Genomic DNA, 18,426 nt, shown 5'->3' with positions numbered 1-18,426 from the left:
AATTGTAATGTTAATAGCACAATATTAATAATATATTGCATATAAATTAAAGGTTACTATGAGGTGAAAAATAATGAATAATTATAAGAAAATTGATTTTAAAATAAATAAAAGTATAGAAGGTAAAAAACACTTTTATCTTGAAACTTGGGGATGTCAGATGAATGAAGAGGACTCAGAAAAGCTTTCGGGAATGCTTAAAAAATTAGGGTATTCAAGAACAAACAACAAACATAATGCAGATTTAATAATATTTAATACCTGCTGTGTAAGAGAAAATGCAGAACTTAAGGTATACGGAAATCTTGGTGCATTAAAAAAATTGAAGGAAAATAACTCAGAACTAGTAATAGCAGTATGTGGTTGTATGATGCAGCAAAAGGATATGGCAGAAAGCATATTGAAGAAGTTTCCCTTTGTAGATATTATATTTGGAACACATAATGCTTACAAATTTCCAGAATATCTAAACAGAGTAAAACAAGAGGGTAAATCAGTAATAGAGATACAGGATAAAGAGGAAGGAATTGTAGAAGGGATTCCAGTAGACAGAGAAAGTGACGTTAAAGCTTTTGTTACAATAATGTATGGATGTAACAATTTCTGTACTTATTGTATAGTACCTTATGTAAGAGGTAGAGAGAGAAGCAGAAAACCAGAAGATATAGAAAAAGAAATTAGTGAGTTAGTTGCATCAGGATATAAAGAAATTACTTTGCTAGGACAAAATGTAAATTCATATGGCAAGGATTTAGAGCCAAGACTTACTTTTGCTGAACTTTTAAGAAGAATAAATAATATAGAAGGTTTGGAAAGAGTTAGGTTCATGACATCTCATCCTAAAGATTTAACTCAAGATGTAATAGATGCTATAGCTGAATGTGATAAATTATGCGAATATATACATCTTCCTGTGCAATCAGGCTCTAGTAGAATATTAAAGAAGATGAACAGAAGTTATACAAAGGAACAATATTTAGAATTAATGGATAGAATAAAAAAGACCATACCGGATGTAGCTATAAGTACTGATATTATTGTAGGTTTTCCTGGCGAGACAGAAGAAGATTTTGAAGAAACTCTAGATCTTGCAAGAAAAGTGCAATATGATTCAGCCTTTACATTTATATACTCAAAAAGAAAAGGAACTCCAGCAGACGAGATGGAAGACCAAATACCTGATGATATTAAGCATGATAGATTTAATAGATTGATTGAAGTAATAAATGAATCATCTGCGAATAAGAACAAGGAATATCAAGGCAGAATAGTTGAAGTTCTTGTTGAAGGCTTAAGTAAAAATGATGAGGAAAAATTGATGGGAAGAACAAGAACAGGAAAACTAGTAAACTTTGCTGGTGAAAAAGACAGTATAGGGAAATTAGTTAATGTTAAGATAACAAAAGCCAATTCATTTTCATTAGTTGGAGAACAGATTTAATATCTTGTACTATAAGATAATCAGGATTTTAAGCATTAGGCATATGAAAATAAATAATAGACCAAATATGGGAGAATACTGGTCTATTATTTATTTGATTATGCATTACCTAAAGCTTAGAATAAGTTATCCAGAGGGGGTAGCCGCCGGATAAAAAGCTCTTAAATATGAAGAGCTTTTTAATTTTATCTGATGACTTACCCGCTCTAATACTCCCATCGCACTCTGTGAAAGCGATTCGCACCAAATCGAAGATTTGGGCTCTCTGCTTTTCTTCAAGTGGGAGCAAAGGGTGGCTATGTCCCTGGATAACAACTTCTAAGCTTCAGATGGAGGTTAAATGCCTAAATGGCATTTAACGGGCATAATTGCCCAGTGGTCGCAGACAAACTCCACCTGAAGCCAAGAATTCTGTTTATAAGGCTCAAACTAGAAAGCTAATTTATAACAAAAGAAGTATTAGTAATTTTAGTTAAGAGTTAAAAATTTAGAGTGAAGAGCGAAGAGTGAAGGATGATTTTTCGCTGAAAAATCTTTTATATACTTTAGATTTTCTACAGTGTTAACGTAAGAAAATCATCTATAACTCTTAATTCTTCCCCCTCAACTCTTAACTAAAAAATATTCACTTAAAGGGAGGTAGCAAAGTGGGTTTAACTCCAATGATGCAGCAGTATTTGCAAGTAAAAGAAGGCTGCAAAGATTGTATATTATTTTTTAGATTAGGCGATTTTTATGAAATGTTTTTTGAAGATGCTGAAACAGCATCAAAAGAATTAGAACTTGTGCTTACAGGTAGAGATTGTGGGTTGGAAAAAAGAGCACCTATGTGCGGAATACCATTTCATGCTGCTAATACATATATAAGCAGATTAGTAAACAAGGGCTATAAAATAGCCATTTGTGAACAGCTTGAGGACCCTTCCGCTGCTAAAGGAATAGTTAAAAGGGGGATTATAAAAGTAATTACTCCAGGGACGTACACCGACTCCTCATTCTTAGAGGACAACAAGAATAACTATATAATGAGTTTATACATAGATAATGAAAAAAACTCTTTCGCTTTGAGTTTTGCAGACATTTCTACTGGAGATTTTAATTGTACAGATGCATCACTAGACATCTCTGTTGTTTTAGATGAAATAGCAAAGTATATGCCTAAAGAAATATTAATACAAGAAGGATTAGATGAAAAAATATGTTCTGAAATTAAAGAAAGGTGCACCGCATCCTTTACAAAGCTTCCAGAAGAATTTTTTCTATCTAATATAGTGGATATATTAAAAGGCCAATTTCCTAACTTTAATGAAAAAGAATACAGCAGTGATTTAGTAAGGTGCTGCGGTTCCCTTTTAAAATATGTAATAGAGACACAGAAAACTTCCTTATCACATATTAATAATTTTCAGTATTACAGTATTGTAGATTATTTAAGCATAGATTCAAATTCAAGAAGAAATCTTGAGTTAACTGAAAATTTAAGAGAAAAGAGCAAAAAAGGTTCTCTACTTTGGGTAATGGATAGAACTAATACCGCAATGGGAGGAAGACAGCTAAGAAGATGGATTGAGCAGCCTTTAGTAGATAAAACTGCTGTACAAAACAGATTGGATGCAGTAGAAGAGCTTTTAAACAATCTGCCTTTACATGAAGATTTAAAAGATGCATTAAAAGAGATATACGATATTGAAAGATTAGTTGGCAAAATATCTTCTAAGAGTGTTAATGCAAAGGAGTTAATATCATTAAAAGCATCTATTGAAAAAATACCAGGTATAAAGAACATACTTTCAAATTTCACAAGTAAACTGCATTTAGAGATGTATAAAAACTTAGATGAGCTAGAGGATGTTTATAAAATATTAGATGAAGCAATACTGGAAAATCCATCGATTTCGGTAAAAGAAGGAAATATAATAAAAGAAGGCTTTAATGAAGAAGTTGATGAATTACGAAAGGCTAAGGTGCACGGAAAAGAATGGATAGCATCTTTAGAAAATAATGAGAGAGAAGTAACAGGGATTAAATCTCTTAAAGTTGGATACAACAAAGTATTTGGGTATTATATAGAGATAACAAAAAGCAATTTTAATCTAATTCCAGAGGGTAGATACATAAGAAAGCAGACTTTAGCAAATGCTGAAAGGTATATAACTCCAGAACTAAAAGAAATGGAAGACAAAATATTAGGTGCGGAAGAAAAGCTCATAAATTTAGAGTATGACATATTTATTGAAATCAGGGAAAAGATAGAGGCTCAAGTCGATAGAATGCAGCAAACAGCAAGAATTGTATCTGAACTTGACTGCTTAAGTTCTTTAGCGATAATAGCACTAGAAAACAATTTCTGCAAGCCAGAAATAAACAACAGCGAAGAGATATATATTGAAGAAGGAAGACATCCAGTTGTAGAAAAAATGATATCATCAGGAAGTTTCATATCCAATGATATTCATATTAATAGGACGGATGAACAGCTTTTACTAATAACTGGTCCTAATATGGCTGGAAAATCAACCTACATGAGGCAAGTTGCTTTAACGGTAATTATGGCTCAGATAGGAAGCTTTGTTCCTGCTAAAAAGGCTGTGATATCTATTTGTGACAAAATATTTACTAGAATAGGAGCATCAGATGATTTAGCTGCAGGCAAAAGTACTTTTATGGTAGAAATGTGGGAGGTTTCTAATATATTAAGAAACGCTACAAATAAAAGTCTTATATTGCTTGATGAGGTTGGCAGAGGAACTAGTACATATGATGGTTTAAGTATTGCATGGGCTGTAATAGAATATATTTGCAAAAACAAAAAACTTAAATGTAAAACTCTTTTTGCTACACATTATCATGAGCTTACAAAACTTGAAGGGCTTCTAGAGGGTGTTAAGAACTATTCAGTATCTGTTAAAGAGGTGGGAAGTGATATAGTATTTTTACACAAAATCATAAGAGGGGGAGCAGACCAATCTTATGGTATAGAAGTGGCTAAGCTTGCAGGACTTCCTATTGATGTTATAGATAGAGCTAAGGAAATATTGAGTAGAATAGAAAATGATAAATCAAGTGATGTAAATATAGAAGAAATTACTGATACATCAAAGAATGATATTCAAGATAAAATGGATGTGACTGATAAAGTAAACAATAAAAATGAGATAATAAAAGAAAATAAAAATTTAGAAGTTCTAAAAGAAGTAGCTTTAGATAAGAATGCTTCAGAGCAAATTGATTTTTCTTATATAGAAAGAGAAAATATACTTAAGGAAATAGCTTCTATCGATATATTAAATATGACACCTATGGAAGGTTTCAATAAGCTTTATGATATAATAAAAAGAACAAAGACATTATAGATTAGTTTATAGTTAGAAGGTGATTATTTGAAGAGAATTAATATATTAGATATAGAAACTTCTAATAAAATAGCTGCTGGTGAAGTGGTGGAACGTCCTTCTTCTGTTGTAAAAGAACTAATTGAAAACAGTATAGACTCAGAAGCTAAAAATATAACTGTAGAAATAGAAGATGGCGGTCAGAAAAGTATTAAAGTCTTAGATGATGGCCATGGTATTCATCCAGAAGATATAGAAAAGGCTTTTATGCCTCATGCAACAAGCAAAATAAATTCCATCAACGATATATACTCTATAAATACTATGGGATTTAGAGGAGAGGCTTTAGCCAGTATTGCTGCAGTTTCAAATACTGTTTTAAAAAGTCGAACTGAAGAGTATGATTATGGAAAGGAAACTTCCATAAATGGCGGTGTTTTAGATTATATTAAAGATGCAGGCTGTAATGTAGGCACAACTATAGAAATAAAAGATTTATTCTTTAATGTTCCTGCAAGAAAGAAGTTTTTGAAGTCATCCAGTAGAGAAGCGGCTTATATATCGGATATACTTAACAGACTTGCATTGGCTAATCCTGACGTTTCTTTTAAGCTTTTTAATAATGGGAAAAAGGTTTTAAATACATATGGAACAGGCAAATTAACGGATGCTATAAGAGCGGTATATGGTAAATCAATATCTGATAATATTATAGCTTTTGAGAAACATTCAGATATATCTTCCATTCATGGATTTATTGGTAATGCAGAGATAAGTAGAGGAAGCAGAAATAATCAAAGTATATTTGTAAACAAGAGATATATTAAGAGTAAGCTTATTACTGCGGCAGTAGAAAATGCATTTAAATCCTTTTTGACTGTTAATAAATATCCCTTTTTTGTGGTTTTTTTAGATATATTCCCAGAGTTTATTGATGTAAATGTGCACCCCACAAAATCAGAAATAAAATTTAGGGATGATAGAGGAATTTTTAAGTTAACTTTTGATGCGGTTCATGAAGCTCTAAGAAATAGCTTAAGAAATTCTTTTGATATACCTTTTGACGATGAGATTAGAGAAAAGGATGAGGAATCAAATTATATAAAGAAAGAAATCAGCACCATCCAATTGCCAATAGACTTAAATACTTTTAATGAAAGTAATTATAAAGTTGAAAATTATGGCAATAATAAAAACTATGAGTGCAATCAAGAAAATAACTCTTTAAGTAATGGAAAAAATGATTTAAAAGAATTAAGTTATAATGCAGCTGATAGTATAAAGGAAAGTGAAGTATCAAAGCAAAATACGTCACTTGATATTAATAGTAATGAAGGATTAAGTGAGCAAAGCAATTTGAAAGAGAATATAGGAACAGGGGAAGAATTAAAGGAAGAAAAGATCGCAAAGTTCCCAGCTCTTACTATAATTGGGCAATTCCGAAGCACATATATTCTTGCAGAAGCTTCAGACAACTTATATTTAATAGATCAGCATGCAGCACATGAAAAGATACTGTTTGAAAAATATAAAAAAAGTATACAAGAAAACAAAGTTATGTCACAGGTTCTTATAACTCCAGCAGTTATTGAGCTTACACCAGAAGATTACGATTATTATTTAGAAAATAGTGATATATTTAAAAAGTCTGGTTTTAATATCGAAGTCTTTGGAGAAAATACCATAAGTATAAGAGAAGTACCTCTTATATTAGGTAAACCGGATATTAAAAATTTATTTATGGATATGCTAGATAATTTAAAAAATATGGGATCTGGGCAGACCTGGGAAATTAAGTATAATTCTATAGCTAAACTTGCATGTAAATCTGCAGTAAAAGCTAATGATAGTTTGTCAAGTATAGAGATGAAAACCCTTACCGAGGATTTAAGATTTATTGAGGATCCTTTTACTTGCCCCCATGGAAGACCGACCATAATGAAATTTACATTAAATGAATTAGAAAAAAGATTTAAGAGAATACAGTGATAAAGGGGGATTTTATGAAAGACTTATTTATACTTGCAGGCCCTACAGCTGTTGGAAAAACAGATATCTCTATAAAATTAGCTAAGAGGCTTAATGGAGAAATAATATCAGCTGATTCTATGCAGATATATAAACATATGGATATAGGTTCAGCTAAAATTACCAAAGAAGAAATGCAGGGGACACCACATTATCTTATAGATATCGTAGAGCCTGAAGAAAGTTTTAACGTCTCTGAATTTAAAAAAATGGCAAAGCAAGCAATTGATAAGATAGATGAAATACAAAGACTTCCGATGCTAGTTGGAGGAACCGGCCTCTATATAAATTCTTTAATTTATAATTATGATTTTACAGAGGCCTCTGTAGATGAAGAATATAGAGAGTACTTGCAAAGTATGGCTGAAATCAATGGAAAAGAATATGTACACAACTTACTAAAAGATGTTGATTTAGAGTCTTATAATAGATTATTTCCAAATGACTTAAAGAGGGTTATAAGAGCTTTGGAAGTATTTAAACTTACAGGAAAAACTATAAGTCAGTTTAATTTAGAAAATGACATTTATGATATACCATACAATGTTTATTACTTTGTTCTAAATATGGATAGAGATAAATTATATGACAGAATAAATAGAAGAGTGGATATTATGATTGAAAATGGACTTATAGATGAGGTTAAGAAACTAAAAGACATGGGATGTACTGCAGATATGCAGTCGATGAAGGGAATTGGCTATAAGGAAATACTGCATTACTTAGATGGCAATATATCTCTTGATGAAGCTATTTATCTCATCAAAAAAGGAAGTAGAAACTATGCTAAAAGACAGCTTACATGGTTTAGGAAAGATGACAGAGTTATATGGATAGATAAAGATGAATTTAATGATGAGAATGAGATAGTGGAATATATAACAGGAAAATTTCTTTCATTAAAGAATTCGTAAAATATAAAAGGAATTTTATAATATTTATAGAATTAATATAATTAAAAGTTGTGGAGGGTGAAGAATATGAGTAAAACAGCAAACAATCTACAAGATATATTTTTAAATGGAGCAAGAAAGAATAGAACCTTTGTTACAATACACTTAGCAAATGGATTTCAAATCAAAGGAAATGTAAAAGGTTTTGATAGCTTTACAGTGATATTAGATTGTGATGGTAAACAAATGATGGTATATAAACATGCAATTTCTACTATTACACCTTCAAAGCCAGTTTTATTTAATAACAATGTTTCAGAAAGTGATACTTAAGAATAGGCTTATAATTGCCTATTCTTTTTTTATATGTTAATATAAACAATGTGTTATTCGCACATGATGAGACTTGAGGTATCATATGCAATGGCAGGTCAGGATAAAATTCAGGAGGTTTTTATTTAAAATGATAGATTTAACGAAAAAACAACTTAGTAAAACTTATAGTATAAGTGATAGAACAATTGAACTTTATGAACAAGCTATAGATGATATAAAAGAGCAGTTTGCAATCTATGATGAAATAAGAGAATATAACCAATTAAAGGTTTTAAGCGCACTTCAAGCTGAAAGAATAAGCGATTCACATTTTACCAATTCATCAGGTTATGGGTATGGTGATATAGGAAGAGACTCCTTAGATAAAGTTTATGCAAGAGTTTTTAATTGTGAAAGTGCTTTAGTAAGACCTCATTTTGTAAATGGAACTCATGCATTAGGGGCAGCGCTATTTGGTAATCTAAGACCTGGAGATACAATGATATCAATTTGTGGCACTCCATATGACACACTACACAATGTCATAGGTATCAGTGATAAAAAAAATATTGGTTCATTAAGAGAGTACGGTGTAAATTACAAGCAAATAGATTTAACATCAGATGGCGGTTTTAATTTCGATAAAATTAAGGTTGAGCTTGAAAGTGATAAAAGCATCAAGCTAGTTCATATACAGAGATCAACTGGTTATGGCTGGAGAAAGGCTTTATTAATTTCAGATATAAAAGAAATCATTAATTTTGTTAAAAATATAAGACCAGAGGTAATATGTTTTGTAGACAACTGTTATGGAGAGTTTTTAGATACTCAAGAACCTACAGATGTAGGAGCAGACTTAGTAGCTGGATCTCTAATCAAAAATATAGGTGGAGGAATAGCGCCAACAGGGGGATACATAGCAGGAAAAGAAGAGTATGTTACTCAAGCTTCATATAGATTAACTGTTCCTGGCATTGGAGGAGAGTGCGGCTCAACTTTTGGAGTTATGAGGCTTTTATACCAAGGATTATTTCTTGCGCCGCAGGTTGCAATTGAAGCTGTAAAGGGAGCTCTTTTCTGTGCGAGAATAATGGAGCTTGCTGGGTTTGAAGTTCTTCCTAAATATACGGATAAGAGAAGTGATATAATTCAAGCAATTAAGTTTAATGATAAAGAAAAGCTTATAAATTTCTGTAAGGGTATACAACTTGGATCTCCTATTGACTCCTTTGTTCAATGTGAACCATGGGATATGCCAGGATATACAGATCAAGTAATAATGGCTGCAGGTGCATTTATACAAGGTTCTTCTATAGAACTTTCGGCGGATGCTCCGATAAGAGAACCTTATATAGCATATCTTCAAGGTGGACTTACCTTTGACCATGCTAAAATAGGTATACTTATTGCTTTATCTAAGGTTATAGGGTAAATATATTAGTTTTCTGACGTAAGGAAGAAAACTCACCTTCACTGCCAATTGTCCACTGTCAACTGCCTTGTGAAAAATAATGCGTCGAATAACTTTAATTCATAAGTTATTCGACGCATTATTTTAATATTGTCTATATATACCAACAAGCTTCCCAATAACTTGACAGTCTGGTACAATAATTGGATCCATATTTTTGTTTTCAGGCTGAAGTCTTATATGATCTTTTTCTTTAAAGAACCTTTTTAGTGTTGCTTCGTTTTCTATTAGAGCAACAACTATGTCGCCATTTTGCGCAGAGTTTGCCTTTTCAATTATAGACAAGTCGCCATCCAGTATACCAGCTTCAATCATACTTTCACCACTTACCTTTAACATAAAAAGCTCTTTGTTGCTTTTTACATAATCTATAGGAAGTGGAAATATGTCTTCTATATTTTCAATAGCTAAAATAGGAGAACCAGCAGTTATAGTTCCTATTATAGGAATGTTTATTATTTCTTTTCTATTCGCAGAGTTTTCTATAACTTCAATAGTTCTCGGTTTGGTAGCATCTCTTTTAATAAGACCTTTCTTTTCAAGTCTTTCAAGGTGACCGTGAACTGTAGATGTAGATTTCAATCCAACAGCGGCACCAATTTCTCTGACTGATGGTGGATATCCTTTTTCTTTGATTTGATTTTTTATATATTCATAAATTTCAAGTTGTTTATTGCTTTTGTGTTCCGCCATAAAATGCACCTCTTTAATTTAGTTATCTTGAATTATATCATATAGAATGCTAAATATCAAACTTATGTTCTGTATTATAAATATGAATTTTGGAAATAATTAACTTAGAGGCTGAGCTTAGAAATTGTAATCCTATACACTTATGTATACAAGATTATTTACAAATCTAAAGCTTGGATTTTTAATTAGATAATGTATAATAGTATGTAGACTATTTTTACATATTGTTCATTTAGAAAGGAAGTAACTATGAAGAGAGAAGTTTGTATATTTAGTAATAAAAAGAGTTGCAATGATTGTGGAGAATGTGAAAAATGCGATTTAAATGCAAATAAAAAGTGTAATAACTGCGGTAAGTGCCTAGAGATGGAAGGGTACGATATGAAAGCCATAAAAATTGATGAAATTATTGAGGATGATTTAGACTCAAAAGAAGCTAAGATTGAGTTAGAAAATAATAAGGAATTTGTTGCTCCAACGACGTCTGAGAATGATATGAAAGAAGTTGAAGAGGAGTTTGAACAAAGGGAAGAGTTGTATGATGAATATATAGATGATTATGAGGTTATTAAAGAAAAAGAGGACGAAGATGTTTGGAATGATAATATAGAATATATTGACGATATAGATGGATTAAATGAATTACTAGAAGATGAGGATAAACTTAAAGAATTAACTTCTGAGGAATTTCCTGGATTTATTAGGTTTAAAGGAAGAAACGACTATAATTAAATTAAGTAACACTTATGTTAACATTCTAAAAAATAAGAAGCAAATATCTACAAATAGGATAGATAAAAGTAATAAATATTGCTGAAGATATAAAAGCTGACGTCGTTTTTTATACGGTGTCAGTTTTACTTTTAGCTAGACTAATTCATGAGATTAGTCTAGCTAAAGATAGTTATAAGATTCTGAATTACTATTAATATATGAAACTCCTTCTCCTATCGTCGAATGAGTAAGCGACAATATTAAAATCACAGATTTTGTATGTCTGCTTAATTGTAGAAGGTTGAGGGCTAGTAACAGTTAAACATATGGTAAAATATTCTTTGAATAAGGATTATAATATAGGAGTGGTATAGATAATGGATTTACAGGAGTTAAAAAATTATTGTTTAAATAAGAAAGGGGTTTATGAAGACTTTCCTTTTGATGATGAAACATTAGTACTTAAAGTTGGCAGTAAAATGTTTGCACTTACAAATATTAATGAAAAAGATTTAAAGGTAAATTTAAAATGTGATCCTATTATGTCTCAAGACCTAAGAAGAGAATATAATGCAATAAAGCCTGGATATCATATGAATAAGACACATTGGAATACTGTAAAAATAAATGGTTCAATAGATGATAAAACTATAAAAATGCTTATTGATATTTCCTACGATTTAGTATTCAAAGGGCTTAAGAAAAAGGAAAGGGAAGAGATATTAAAATAAAAGTTCTAATTTCACTTATATTTTAATTTACCTCTATTTAGTAATTATAATTTACAAAATATTTAGATTATATGCTATAATAAGTATAATGTTATTAAATAATACAAATTATCAACTAACAATATCACGTTATTTATACATAATATTTAATGGCATTATAAGTTTAAGAGGTGTAACCCTATAATTTTGTAAAAACTTAATTACAAGAATGGAGGGATTTCGATGTATGATGTAATAATAGTTGGTGCTGGAGTAATAGGTGCTAACATTGCCAGAGAACTTTCAAAGTACAATCTTGATATTTGTATTCTTGAAAAGGAGGAAGATGTGAGCTGTGGCTCATCTAAAGCCAATAGTGGTATAGTACATGGTGGATATTCAGACGAGCCTGGTACTTTAAAAGCTGAACTTTGTGTAAAAGGAAACAGAATGTTTGAACAGCTTGAAAAAGAATTAAATTTTGGCTACAGAGAAACTGGCTCTTTAGTAATCGCTTTTTCTGATGATGAGAAGGAGCACTTGGAGAATCTTTATAGAGATGGCACTGTCAATGGTGTAGGCGGATTGGAAATAATAGATGGTACTGAAGTGAGAAAAATGGAACCATATTTAAGCAAAGAAGTAAAATGGGCCCTATACTGCAAAGATTCAGGAATATGTTCTCCCTATGAGTTTACTATAGCTTTAGTTGAAAATGCTTTGGAAAATGGTGTGGAATTAAAATTAAATCATGAAGTTACAGCTATAGAAAAGCTAGAAAGTACCTTTAAGGTTACAACTAATAAAGGAGCATTTGAAAGTAAATATATTATAAATGCATCAGGTGTTCACAGTGATAGGATTTCAAGAATGATAGGAGTAGATGATTTTAACATTATTCCGAGAAAAGGAGAATATGTTATATTCAATAAAGACCAATCTTATTTGGTGAAAAGAGTAATCTTTCAGGTGCCAACAGAAAAAGGTAAAGGAATATTAGTAACTACCACCTATCACGGTAACCTTATGATAGGGCCGGATGCCCAGCAGGTGACACATAGGGAAGACGTATCTACAGACGAAGATTCTCTTAAAGCTATTGTTGAAACAGCAAGAAAATCTGTAAGTAGTTTTGATATGAAAAAAGCTTTAACTTCCTTTGCTGGAGTTAGACCCACTAATACAAGAAAAGACTTTATAGTAGAAGAAACAAAAGTAAAAGGATTCCTAAATGTAACAGGCGATTCTCCGGGGTTGACATCTTCACCTGCTATTGCTAAAAAGGTATTAGATATACTTAAAAATTCAGAATTAAATTTGGAAGAAAAGAAAGATTTTAAGTCTTATAGAAAACCTATTATAATTAAAAAAAATGAAAATTTTGATGGAGATGTTAATTCAAAGGAACCAGATAAGCATATGATATGTAGATGTGAAAAAGTTACCGAAGAGGAGATTGTAGATGCATTAGAAAGAGGCATTAAAATAAAATCTATTGATGCTATTAAAAGACGTACAAGAGCTGGAATGGGAATGTGTCAAGGAGCTTTCTGTGGTCCAAGAGTAAGAGCTTTAATTGCAAAAACTTTAAACATAAAAGAAGAGGAAGTTTCTCAAAGAGGTGTTAAATCTTCTGATCTTCATAATAGAGTAAAAAGAGTTGATATTATGGGAATGAAGTAAGGTTAATGGATAATATTGTAATTTAGTAAAAATGTTACAAAAGTTCGATAAAAGCTATTGCAAAGGCCATAAATTTAAAATATAATGTAGATAACCTAATAAGGTTGTTAAACTAAAATAGCATTAAGAGTTTAGATATTAACTGTATAATGTGATTAGATATTTAAATGTATCAAAAAAGGAGTATGTTTTATGATAGAGGTTGTTCTTAACTAACTAATTGAATAGTTCGTCTAGAAGAAGTTGTTAAATAATCTGATTTAATCAGGTTTGTTTGCATTGCAATTCTTTTGGATGATTAGTTAAGAACAGGGAAGCAGATAAAATCAATAGGATATACTTGGAAGTGGTATACCGTGCTTTCAGCACGGTATTTTTATGCCCTTTACAGGATATCTTTACCTTTTTGATGATACATTTTTAGGCTGCAGGTGAACCCATGTTCATTTGCAGCCTTTTTGCGTTTAACTTTAGTAAGGAGTGATGTTTATGTCAAGTGTAGGAATCTTATTTTAATAAAATGAAGAGTAAATAATATAAGATTTGTCTGCATTCCAGGATATTAATATCAATTAGACATAGAAAAAATTAATAAAATTAGGAGGAATAAAAATTGAATAATAATACTATTGAAATATTAGAATATAACAAAATAAAGGAGATAATTTGTGAATATGCTATTTCAGAGCCTGCTAAGGAAATTATAAGAAAACTAGAACCTTCGGCAAACATTAGAGAAATAGAAAACTGGATGAGAGAAACAACAGAATCCAGAGCTATTGTAAATAGAAGTTCCAGTGTACCAATTCATAGCTTAACTAATATTGAAAAGATCATGTCTAAACTAGGTAAAGGGGCGGTACTTAATCCGGAAGAATTTACGGCAATATATGAACTTTTAAAGGAGGGAGTCAGGCTTAAAAGATTCATGGAAGATAAAGTTGTAGTTGCACCTGTTGTTAGCAGCTATGCACAATCAATATATGAACTTAAAGAGCTAGAAGAAGAAATAGAAAGATGTATATATAGAAATAATGTTATTGATAAAGCAAGTACAGAACTATCGAGAATTAGAAAGAAGATAGCCATAGCTGAAGATAGAGTTAAAACTAAACTTGAAAATGTCCTAAAGAACTCCAATTATCGTAAATTTCTTCAGGATAACCTTATAAGTATGAGGAATGGTAGATATGTAATACCTATAAAAAGTGAATATAAAAAAGAAATACAAGGAAATGTTTTAGATAGTTCTGGAAGTGGATCTACAGTGTTTCTGGAACCTGCTGAGGTTAAGAAGGTACAAGACGAATTAAATTTATTAAGAATCCAAGAGGAAAATGAAGTATACAGAATACTTTCAACATTAACTGTTATGGTAGAAGGCTATGAAAGAGAACTATCAATAAATATTGAAACTATGGTTCATTACGATTTTATTATGGCTAAAGCAAAGTATAGTAAAGCTATAGATGGAAGATCGGTAAAGATAAATGAAAACAAGTATATAAATATAAAAGGTGGAAAGCATCCTCTTATAGGAAGAAGCGCTGTGCCTTTAAACTTTACTATTGGAAATGATTATAGAAGCCTTGTAATTACAGGTCCTAATACAGGTGGAAAAACAGTAGCTCTAAAAACAGTAGGACTTCTTACCATGATGGTTCAGTCAGGGCTTCATGTACCTGTAGAGGAAGGAAGCGAGTTTGCTACATTTTATGATATTTTAGTGGATATAGGTGATGGTCAAAGTATTGAACAATCTCTTAGCACTTTTTCGTCCCATATAAGAAACATTATATCTATAATAGAATGTGCTGATCCTCATACCCTTGTTATATTAGATGAAGTTGGGGCAGGAACAGATCCAGGAGAAGGTATGGGAATAGCAGTAGCAGTGCTTCAAGATATATACGATAAGGGAGCAACTATATTAGCTACAACCCATTATAGCGAAATAAAGTATTATGCAGAAAATCAAGAAGGTTTTAAAAATGGATGTATGGAATTTGATATAAATACTCTGAAACCTTTATATAAATTAAAAATAGGTAAAGCAGGAGAGAGTAATGCTTTTTTAATAGCTTTAAGACTTGGCATGAGAAAAGAAATTATAGAAAAAGCGCATAAGGTTACTTATAAAGAACAAAAGAATTATTCTAGCTATGTAAATTCTAAGGACATTATAGACTTAGAATTTAAAAATAAAGTTGATGAGTTAAAAGAAATTCATGAAAACAAAATAAAGGAGACTAGGGATTTAGCATCTAAGAAAGCAATCCTAGAAAAGAGTAGGAAAGAGTCAAGATTTAAAATAGGAGATTGTGTTTATATAAGTACTATGAATTGTAAAGGTATTGTATGCGAACTTGAAAACAGCAAAGGCGAAGTGGGAGTTATGGTGATGAAGAAAAAACTTAAAATAAACCATAAAAGGCTTTCGTTGTATATTGATAAAAAGGAATTGTATCCTGAAGATTATGATTTTGATATCATATTTGAAAGCAAAGAGAATAGAAAGAAAAAACATGTTATGGAGAGAAAACACGTTGAAGGTATGAAAATTGAGTTGAAAAAGGAGGAAGAGTAAATATAATGAAATAATTTGCTAACACTTTAAAAACATGATTTAATAAAGAATAGAAAAATAGAATAGTAGTGTAACTGAATATATTTTAGATTATAGGAGGAGCAAGATATGAAGGAAATTGTTAGATTAGAACCTGTTTTTAAGTACAGAGTCTGGGGAGGAAGAAAACTAAAAGAATATTTTGGATATGATATACCAACAGATAAAACAGGGGAATGTTGGGCTATTTCAGCACATAAAAATGGAGACTGTATAATAAAAAATGGAGAGTTCAAAGGAAAAACATTATCATGGCTATATGAAAACCATAGAGAACATTTTGGAAACATAAAAAATAAAGAGTTTCCTTTATTAGTTAAATTGATAGACGCATCTAATGACTTATCAATACAAGTTCATCCAAATGATGAATATGCATATTCAAAGGAAAATGGCCAGTTGGGGAAAACAGAGGCTTGGTATATTATAGATTGCAATGAAGATACAGTTTTAGAATATGGTCATAATGCAAATACAAAAGAAGAATTAGTTAATTACATTGAAGAAGGAAAGTGGAAGGAATTATTAACATTTAAGCCTATAAAAAAAGGAGACTTCTTTTATATACCTTCAGGAACAGTGCATGCCATATGCAAGAATACTTTAATATATGAAATACAACAATCTTCAGACTTAACATATCGAGTATATGATTATGATAGAGTAGATGAAAACACTAGTGAAAAAAGAGAACTACATGTAGAAAAAGCTATAGATGTAATCAAAGTACCTTTTGGAGACGAGAATAATGTAAAATCAATAATTGAAAAGAAAGATGGGTATGTAAAGACTCATTATGTTAACTCTGAGTATTTTAACACTGTAAAATTTGATGTGAAGGATAAAGCTCGCATTAATCACAAAGCATTATTTTCACTAGTTACTGTCATAGAGGGAAAAGGAACTTTAGATGGAGAAGAAATTAAAAAAGGTGATAACTTCGTAATACCATTTGGTTACAATGATTTTGAAATCAATGGAGAGATATCTTTTATTGTTTCAAGTATATAGTATCCAATAAAAAATGATTCAAGGCTATTAAAATAGCTTTGAATCATTTTTTTGTAAAGGAAGTATTAGAAGCGGTTAGTTATCAAATAAAAATTTTACCACATTATTGTGGTACTAACATTTTAAATTAGCCTTATAGCATTACGGGAAAACAGACATCAAAAATATAGTTAAAGAAGGAGTTCAAATTATGAAAAAACTAATTGAAATTGATTTAGTAGAGCTAGATATTAAAGCAAAAAATAAAGAAGATAGAACAATATATTGAGCATAACTTTAATGAGATAGAAGGGGAAAAAAGAAGGTATATAAAGAAGGAGATTTTCTATAGAAGTAAGAGATTTAACAATAGGGAAGAAATTATTTATGATATGTGCAGAGTTTTGCTAGAAAAACAATATATAAATGAAGATTTTGTTAATGATGTAATATCAAGAGAAAACTTGATGGCCACAGAAGTTGGAATGGAAATAGCTATTCCTCATGGAGAAGCAGAAAATGTTAAGGAATCTTGTATTGCTTTAACAGTATTAGAACATCCAACAAAATGGCATAAGGAATATGTGAAATTTGTATTTATGCTTTGTATAAGTGAATGCGATAAAGTTAAAATGAAAAACATAATAAAGAATTTATACAAGCAAATGAATGACAGTGAATTTTTTGAAAAACTAAAAAATGATAAAAGTGCTAGTATAAACATTTTAAATGAGTTAGAGGAGAAAGCATTATAGAAAGGATCTATAGTGTTAGAGGATAAATCGTTTAGATTATCCTCTTTAATTATGAATTAAATCTATACCCTGTACCCCATATAGTTTCAATGTATTCAGGACTTCCAGAATCTTTTTCTATCTTCTTTCTAATCTTTTGTATATGGACTGCTACAGTTGCTGTATCTCCGCAATAATCCTCTGCCCAAATAGTATTGAAAAGTTGATCTTTACTAAAAACAATATTGGGATTTGAAGCTAGAAAGACTAACAACTCGTACTCTTTTGTTGTAAGTATAACCTCTTTACCATTTACAAATACTTTATGAGAATGCGTTCTAATTTCTATAGCCTTGTGACTTATAATCCCTGTAGCGGATTTTTTACCAGAAAGACGTTCATACCTTATTATGTGGGATCTTATTCTTGCAACTAATTCAGCAGGGCTGAAGGGTTTAGTCAAGTAATCATCTGCACCAAAGCCCAAACCTCTTATTTTATCTATATCATCATTTTTGGCAGACACAATTATAATAGGAATTTCAAACTTATCTCTGACTTCCTTCACTATTTCATAGCCATCCTTACTAGGCAGCATTAAGTCTACTACTATAACATCGTAAATACCTAGTAGAGCTTTTTTTAAGCCTGACAATCCATCTTGTTCTATATCAACTTTATATCCATTTAGTTGAAGGTAATCTCTTTCTAATTCAGCAATATTGTTGTCATCTTCAATTATCAAAACCTGTTTCATCAAAACCGTTCCCTTCTTGTTTCATGATATCTCATACAA

The 18,426-nt window shown here is 30.8% G+C and carries 14 protein-coding genes; 12 read left to right on the top strand and 2 right to left on the bottom strand.

Annotated features, from left to right (window positions below):
* The first annotated feature begins 73 nt into the window (after nucleotides 1-73).
* From miaB to I6U51_RS07110, 6 genes are all read left to right on the top strand, one after another.
* Nucleotides 74-1,441, top strand: coding sequence for a tRNA (N6-isopentenyl adenosine(37)-C2)-methylthiotransferase MiaB (gene miaB, locus I6U51_RS07135; RefSeq protein ID WP_211141978.1), 1,368 nt, complete (start codon nucleotides 74-76; stop codon nucleotides 1,439-1,441).
* 647 nt (nucleotides 1,442-2,088) lie between these two features.
* Entirely contained in the window at nucleotides 2,089-4,794 is a 2,706-nt protein-coding gene (mutS, locus tag I6U51_RS07130; protein ID WP_211141977.1) for a DNA mismatch repair protein MutS, read from the top strand.
* A 27-nt stretch (nucleotides 4,795-4,821) separates the two neighbouring features.
* On the top strand, nucleotides 4,822-6,762 hold the full coding sequence (mutL, locus tag I6U51_RS07125; protein WP_211141976.1) for a DNA mismatch repair endonuclease MutL: 1,941 nt from the start codon (nucleotides 4,822-4,824) through the stop codon (nucleotides 6,760-6,762).
* A 14-nt stretch (nucleotides 6,763-6,776) separates the two neighbouring features.
* Nucleotides 6,777-7,715, top strand: coding sequence for a tRNA (adenosine(37)-N6)-dimethylallyltransferase MiaA (gene miaA / locus I6U51_RS07120; protein ID WP_211141975.1), 939 nt, complete (start codon nucleotides 6,777-6,779; stop codon nucleotides 7,713-7,715).
* 66 nt (nucleotides 7,716-7,781) lie between these two features.
* The gene (gene hfq / locus I6U51_RS07115; protein WP_178909705.1) at nucleotides 7,782-8,027 is read left to right on the top strand and encodes an RNA chaperone Hfq; all 246 of its coding nucleotides are present in this window, start codon (nucleotides 7,782-7,784) and stop codon (nucleotides 8,025-8,027) included.
* A gap of 130 nt (nucleotides 8,028-8,157) precedes the next feature.
* Complete coding sequence (locus tag I6U51_RS07110; protein WP_211141974.1) at nucleotides 8,158-9,441, top strand: methionine gamma-lyase family protein; 1,284 nt, start codon at nucleotides 8,158-8,160, stop codon at nucleotides 9,439-9,441.
* Between the two features lie 123 nt (nucleotides 9,442-9,564).
* On the opposite strand, the gene lexA is transcribed toward I6U51_RS07110, so the two are convergent.
* The gene (lexA, locus tag I6U51_RS07105; protein WP_178909703.1) at nucleotides 9,565-10,173 is read right to left on the bottom strand and encodes a transcriptional repressor LexA; all 609 of its coding nucleotides are present in this window, start codon (nucleotides 10,171-10,173) and stop codon (nucleotides 9,565-9,567) included.
* Nucleotides 10,174-10,422: 249 nt separating this feature from the next.
* On the opposite strand from lexA, the gene I6U51_RS07100 reads away from it, so the two are divergent.
* The 6 genes from I6U51_RS07100 (at nucleotide 10,423) to I6U51_RS07075 (ending at nucleotide 17,651) form a co-directional block, all read left to right on the top strand.
* Nucleotides 10,423-10,905 (top strand): hypothetical protein, encoded by a 483-nt coding sequence (locus I6U51_RS07100; protein WP_211141973.1) that lies wholly within the window; start codon nucleotides 10,423-10,425, stop codon nucleotides 10,903-10,905.
* Between the two features lie 359 nt (nucleotides 10,906-11,264).
* Nucleotides 11,265-11,618, top strand: a complete 354-nt coding sequence (locus I6U51_RS07095; protein WP_211141972.1) for an MmcQ/YjbR family DNA-binding protein — start codon at nucleotides 11,265-11,267, stop codon at nucleotides 11,616-11,618.
* A 222-nt stretch (nucleotides 11,619-11,840) separates the two neighbouring features.
* Complete coding sequence (locus I6U51_RS07090; protein WP_211141971.1) at nucleotides 11,841-13,280, top strand: NAD(P)/FAD-dependent oxidoreductase; 1,440 nt, start codon at nucleotides 11,841-11,843, stop codon at nucleotides 13,278-13,280.
* Between the two features lie 613 nt (nucleotides 13,281-13,893).
* A complete protein-coding gene (locus I6U51_RS07085; RefSeq protein WP_211141970.1) occupies nucleotides 13,894-15,867 on the top strand; it encodes an endonuclease MutS2 in 1,974 nt (657 codons plus the stop codon).
* 108 nt (nucleotides 15,868-15,975) lie between these two features.
* Entirely contained in the window at nucleotides 15,976-16,917 is a 942-nt protein-coding gene (manA, locus tag I6U51_RS07080) for a mannose-6-phosphate isomerase, class I (protein ID WP_211141969.1), read from the top strand.
* 227 nt (nucleotides 16,918-17,144) lie between these two features.
* Nucleotides 17,145-17,651: a PTS sugar transporter subunit IIA gene (locus I6U51_RS07075; protein WP_211142008.1), complete on the top strand. Its 507-nt coding sequence runs from the start codon at nucleotides 17,145-17,147 to the stop codon at nucleotides 17,649-17,651.
* A 49-nt stretch (nucleotides 17,652-17,700) separates the two neighbouring features.
* Here the strand turns inward: I6U51_RS07075 and I6U51_RS07070 are convergent, their stop codons facing one another.
* Complete coding sequence (locus I6U51_RS07070) at nucleotides 17,701-18,387, bottom strand: response regulator transcription factor (protein WP_211142007.1); 687 nt, start codon at nucleotides 18,385-18,387, stop codon at nucleotides 17,701-17,703.
* Nucleotides 18,388-18,426 lie beyond the last annotated feature (39 nt).

It is taken from the genome of Clostridium aciditolerans, assembly GCF_016316925.1.
GTDB lineage: Bacteria > Bacillota > Clostridia > Clostridiales > Clostridiaceae > Clostridium_AM > Clostridium_AM aciditolerans.
Note: the sequence above shows the minus strand (reverse complement) of the source record. Positions and strands in the feature narration are given on the sequence as shown.

Coding starts and splice junctions, on each gene's coding strand:
- miaB (WP_211141978.1), top strand. CDS start 74: ATGAATAATTATAAGAAAATTGATTTTAAAATAAATAAAAGTATAGAA.
- miaA (WP_211141975.1), top strand. CDS start 6,777: ATGAAAGACTTATTTATACTTGCAGGCCCTACAGCTGTTGGAAAAACA.
- hfq (WP_178909705.1), top strand. CDS start 7,782: ATGAGTAAAACAGCAAACAATCTACAAGATATATTTTTAAATGGAGCA.
- I6U51_RS07110 (WP_211141974.1), top strand. CDS start 8,158: ATGATAGATTTAACGAAAAAACAACTTAGTAAAACTTATAGTATAAGT.
- lexA (WP_178909703.1), bottom strand. CDS start 10,173: ATGGCGGAACACAAAAGCAATAAACAACTTGAAATTTATGAATATATA.
- I6U51_RS07100 (WP_211141973.1), top strand. CDS start 10,423: ATGAAGAGAGAAGTTTGTATATTTAGTAATAAAAAGAGTTGCAATGAT.
- I6U51_RS07095 (WP_211141972.1), top strand. CDS start 11,265: ATGGATTTACAGGAGTTAAAAAATTATTGTTTAAATAAGAAAGGGGTT.
- I6U51_RS07090 (WP_211141971.1), top strand. CDS start 11,841: ATGTATGATGTAATAATAGTTGGTGCTGGAGTAATAGGTGCTAACATT.
- manA (WP_211141969.1), top strand. CDS start 15,976: ATGAAGGAAATTGTTAGATTAGAACCTGTTTTTAAGTACAGAGTCTGG.
- I6U51_RS07070 (WP_211142007.1), bottom strand. CDS start 18,387: ATGAAACAGGTTTTGATAATTGAAGATGACAACAATATTGCTGAATTA.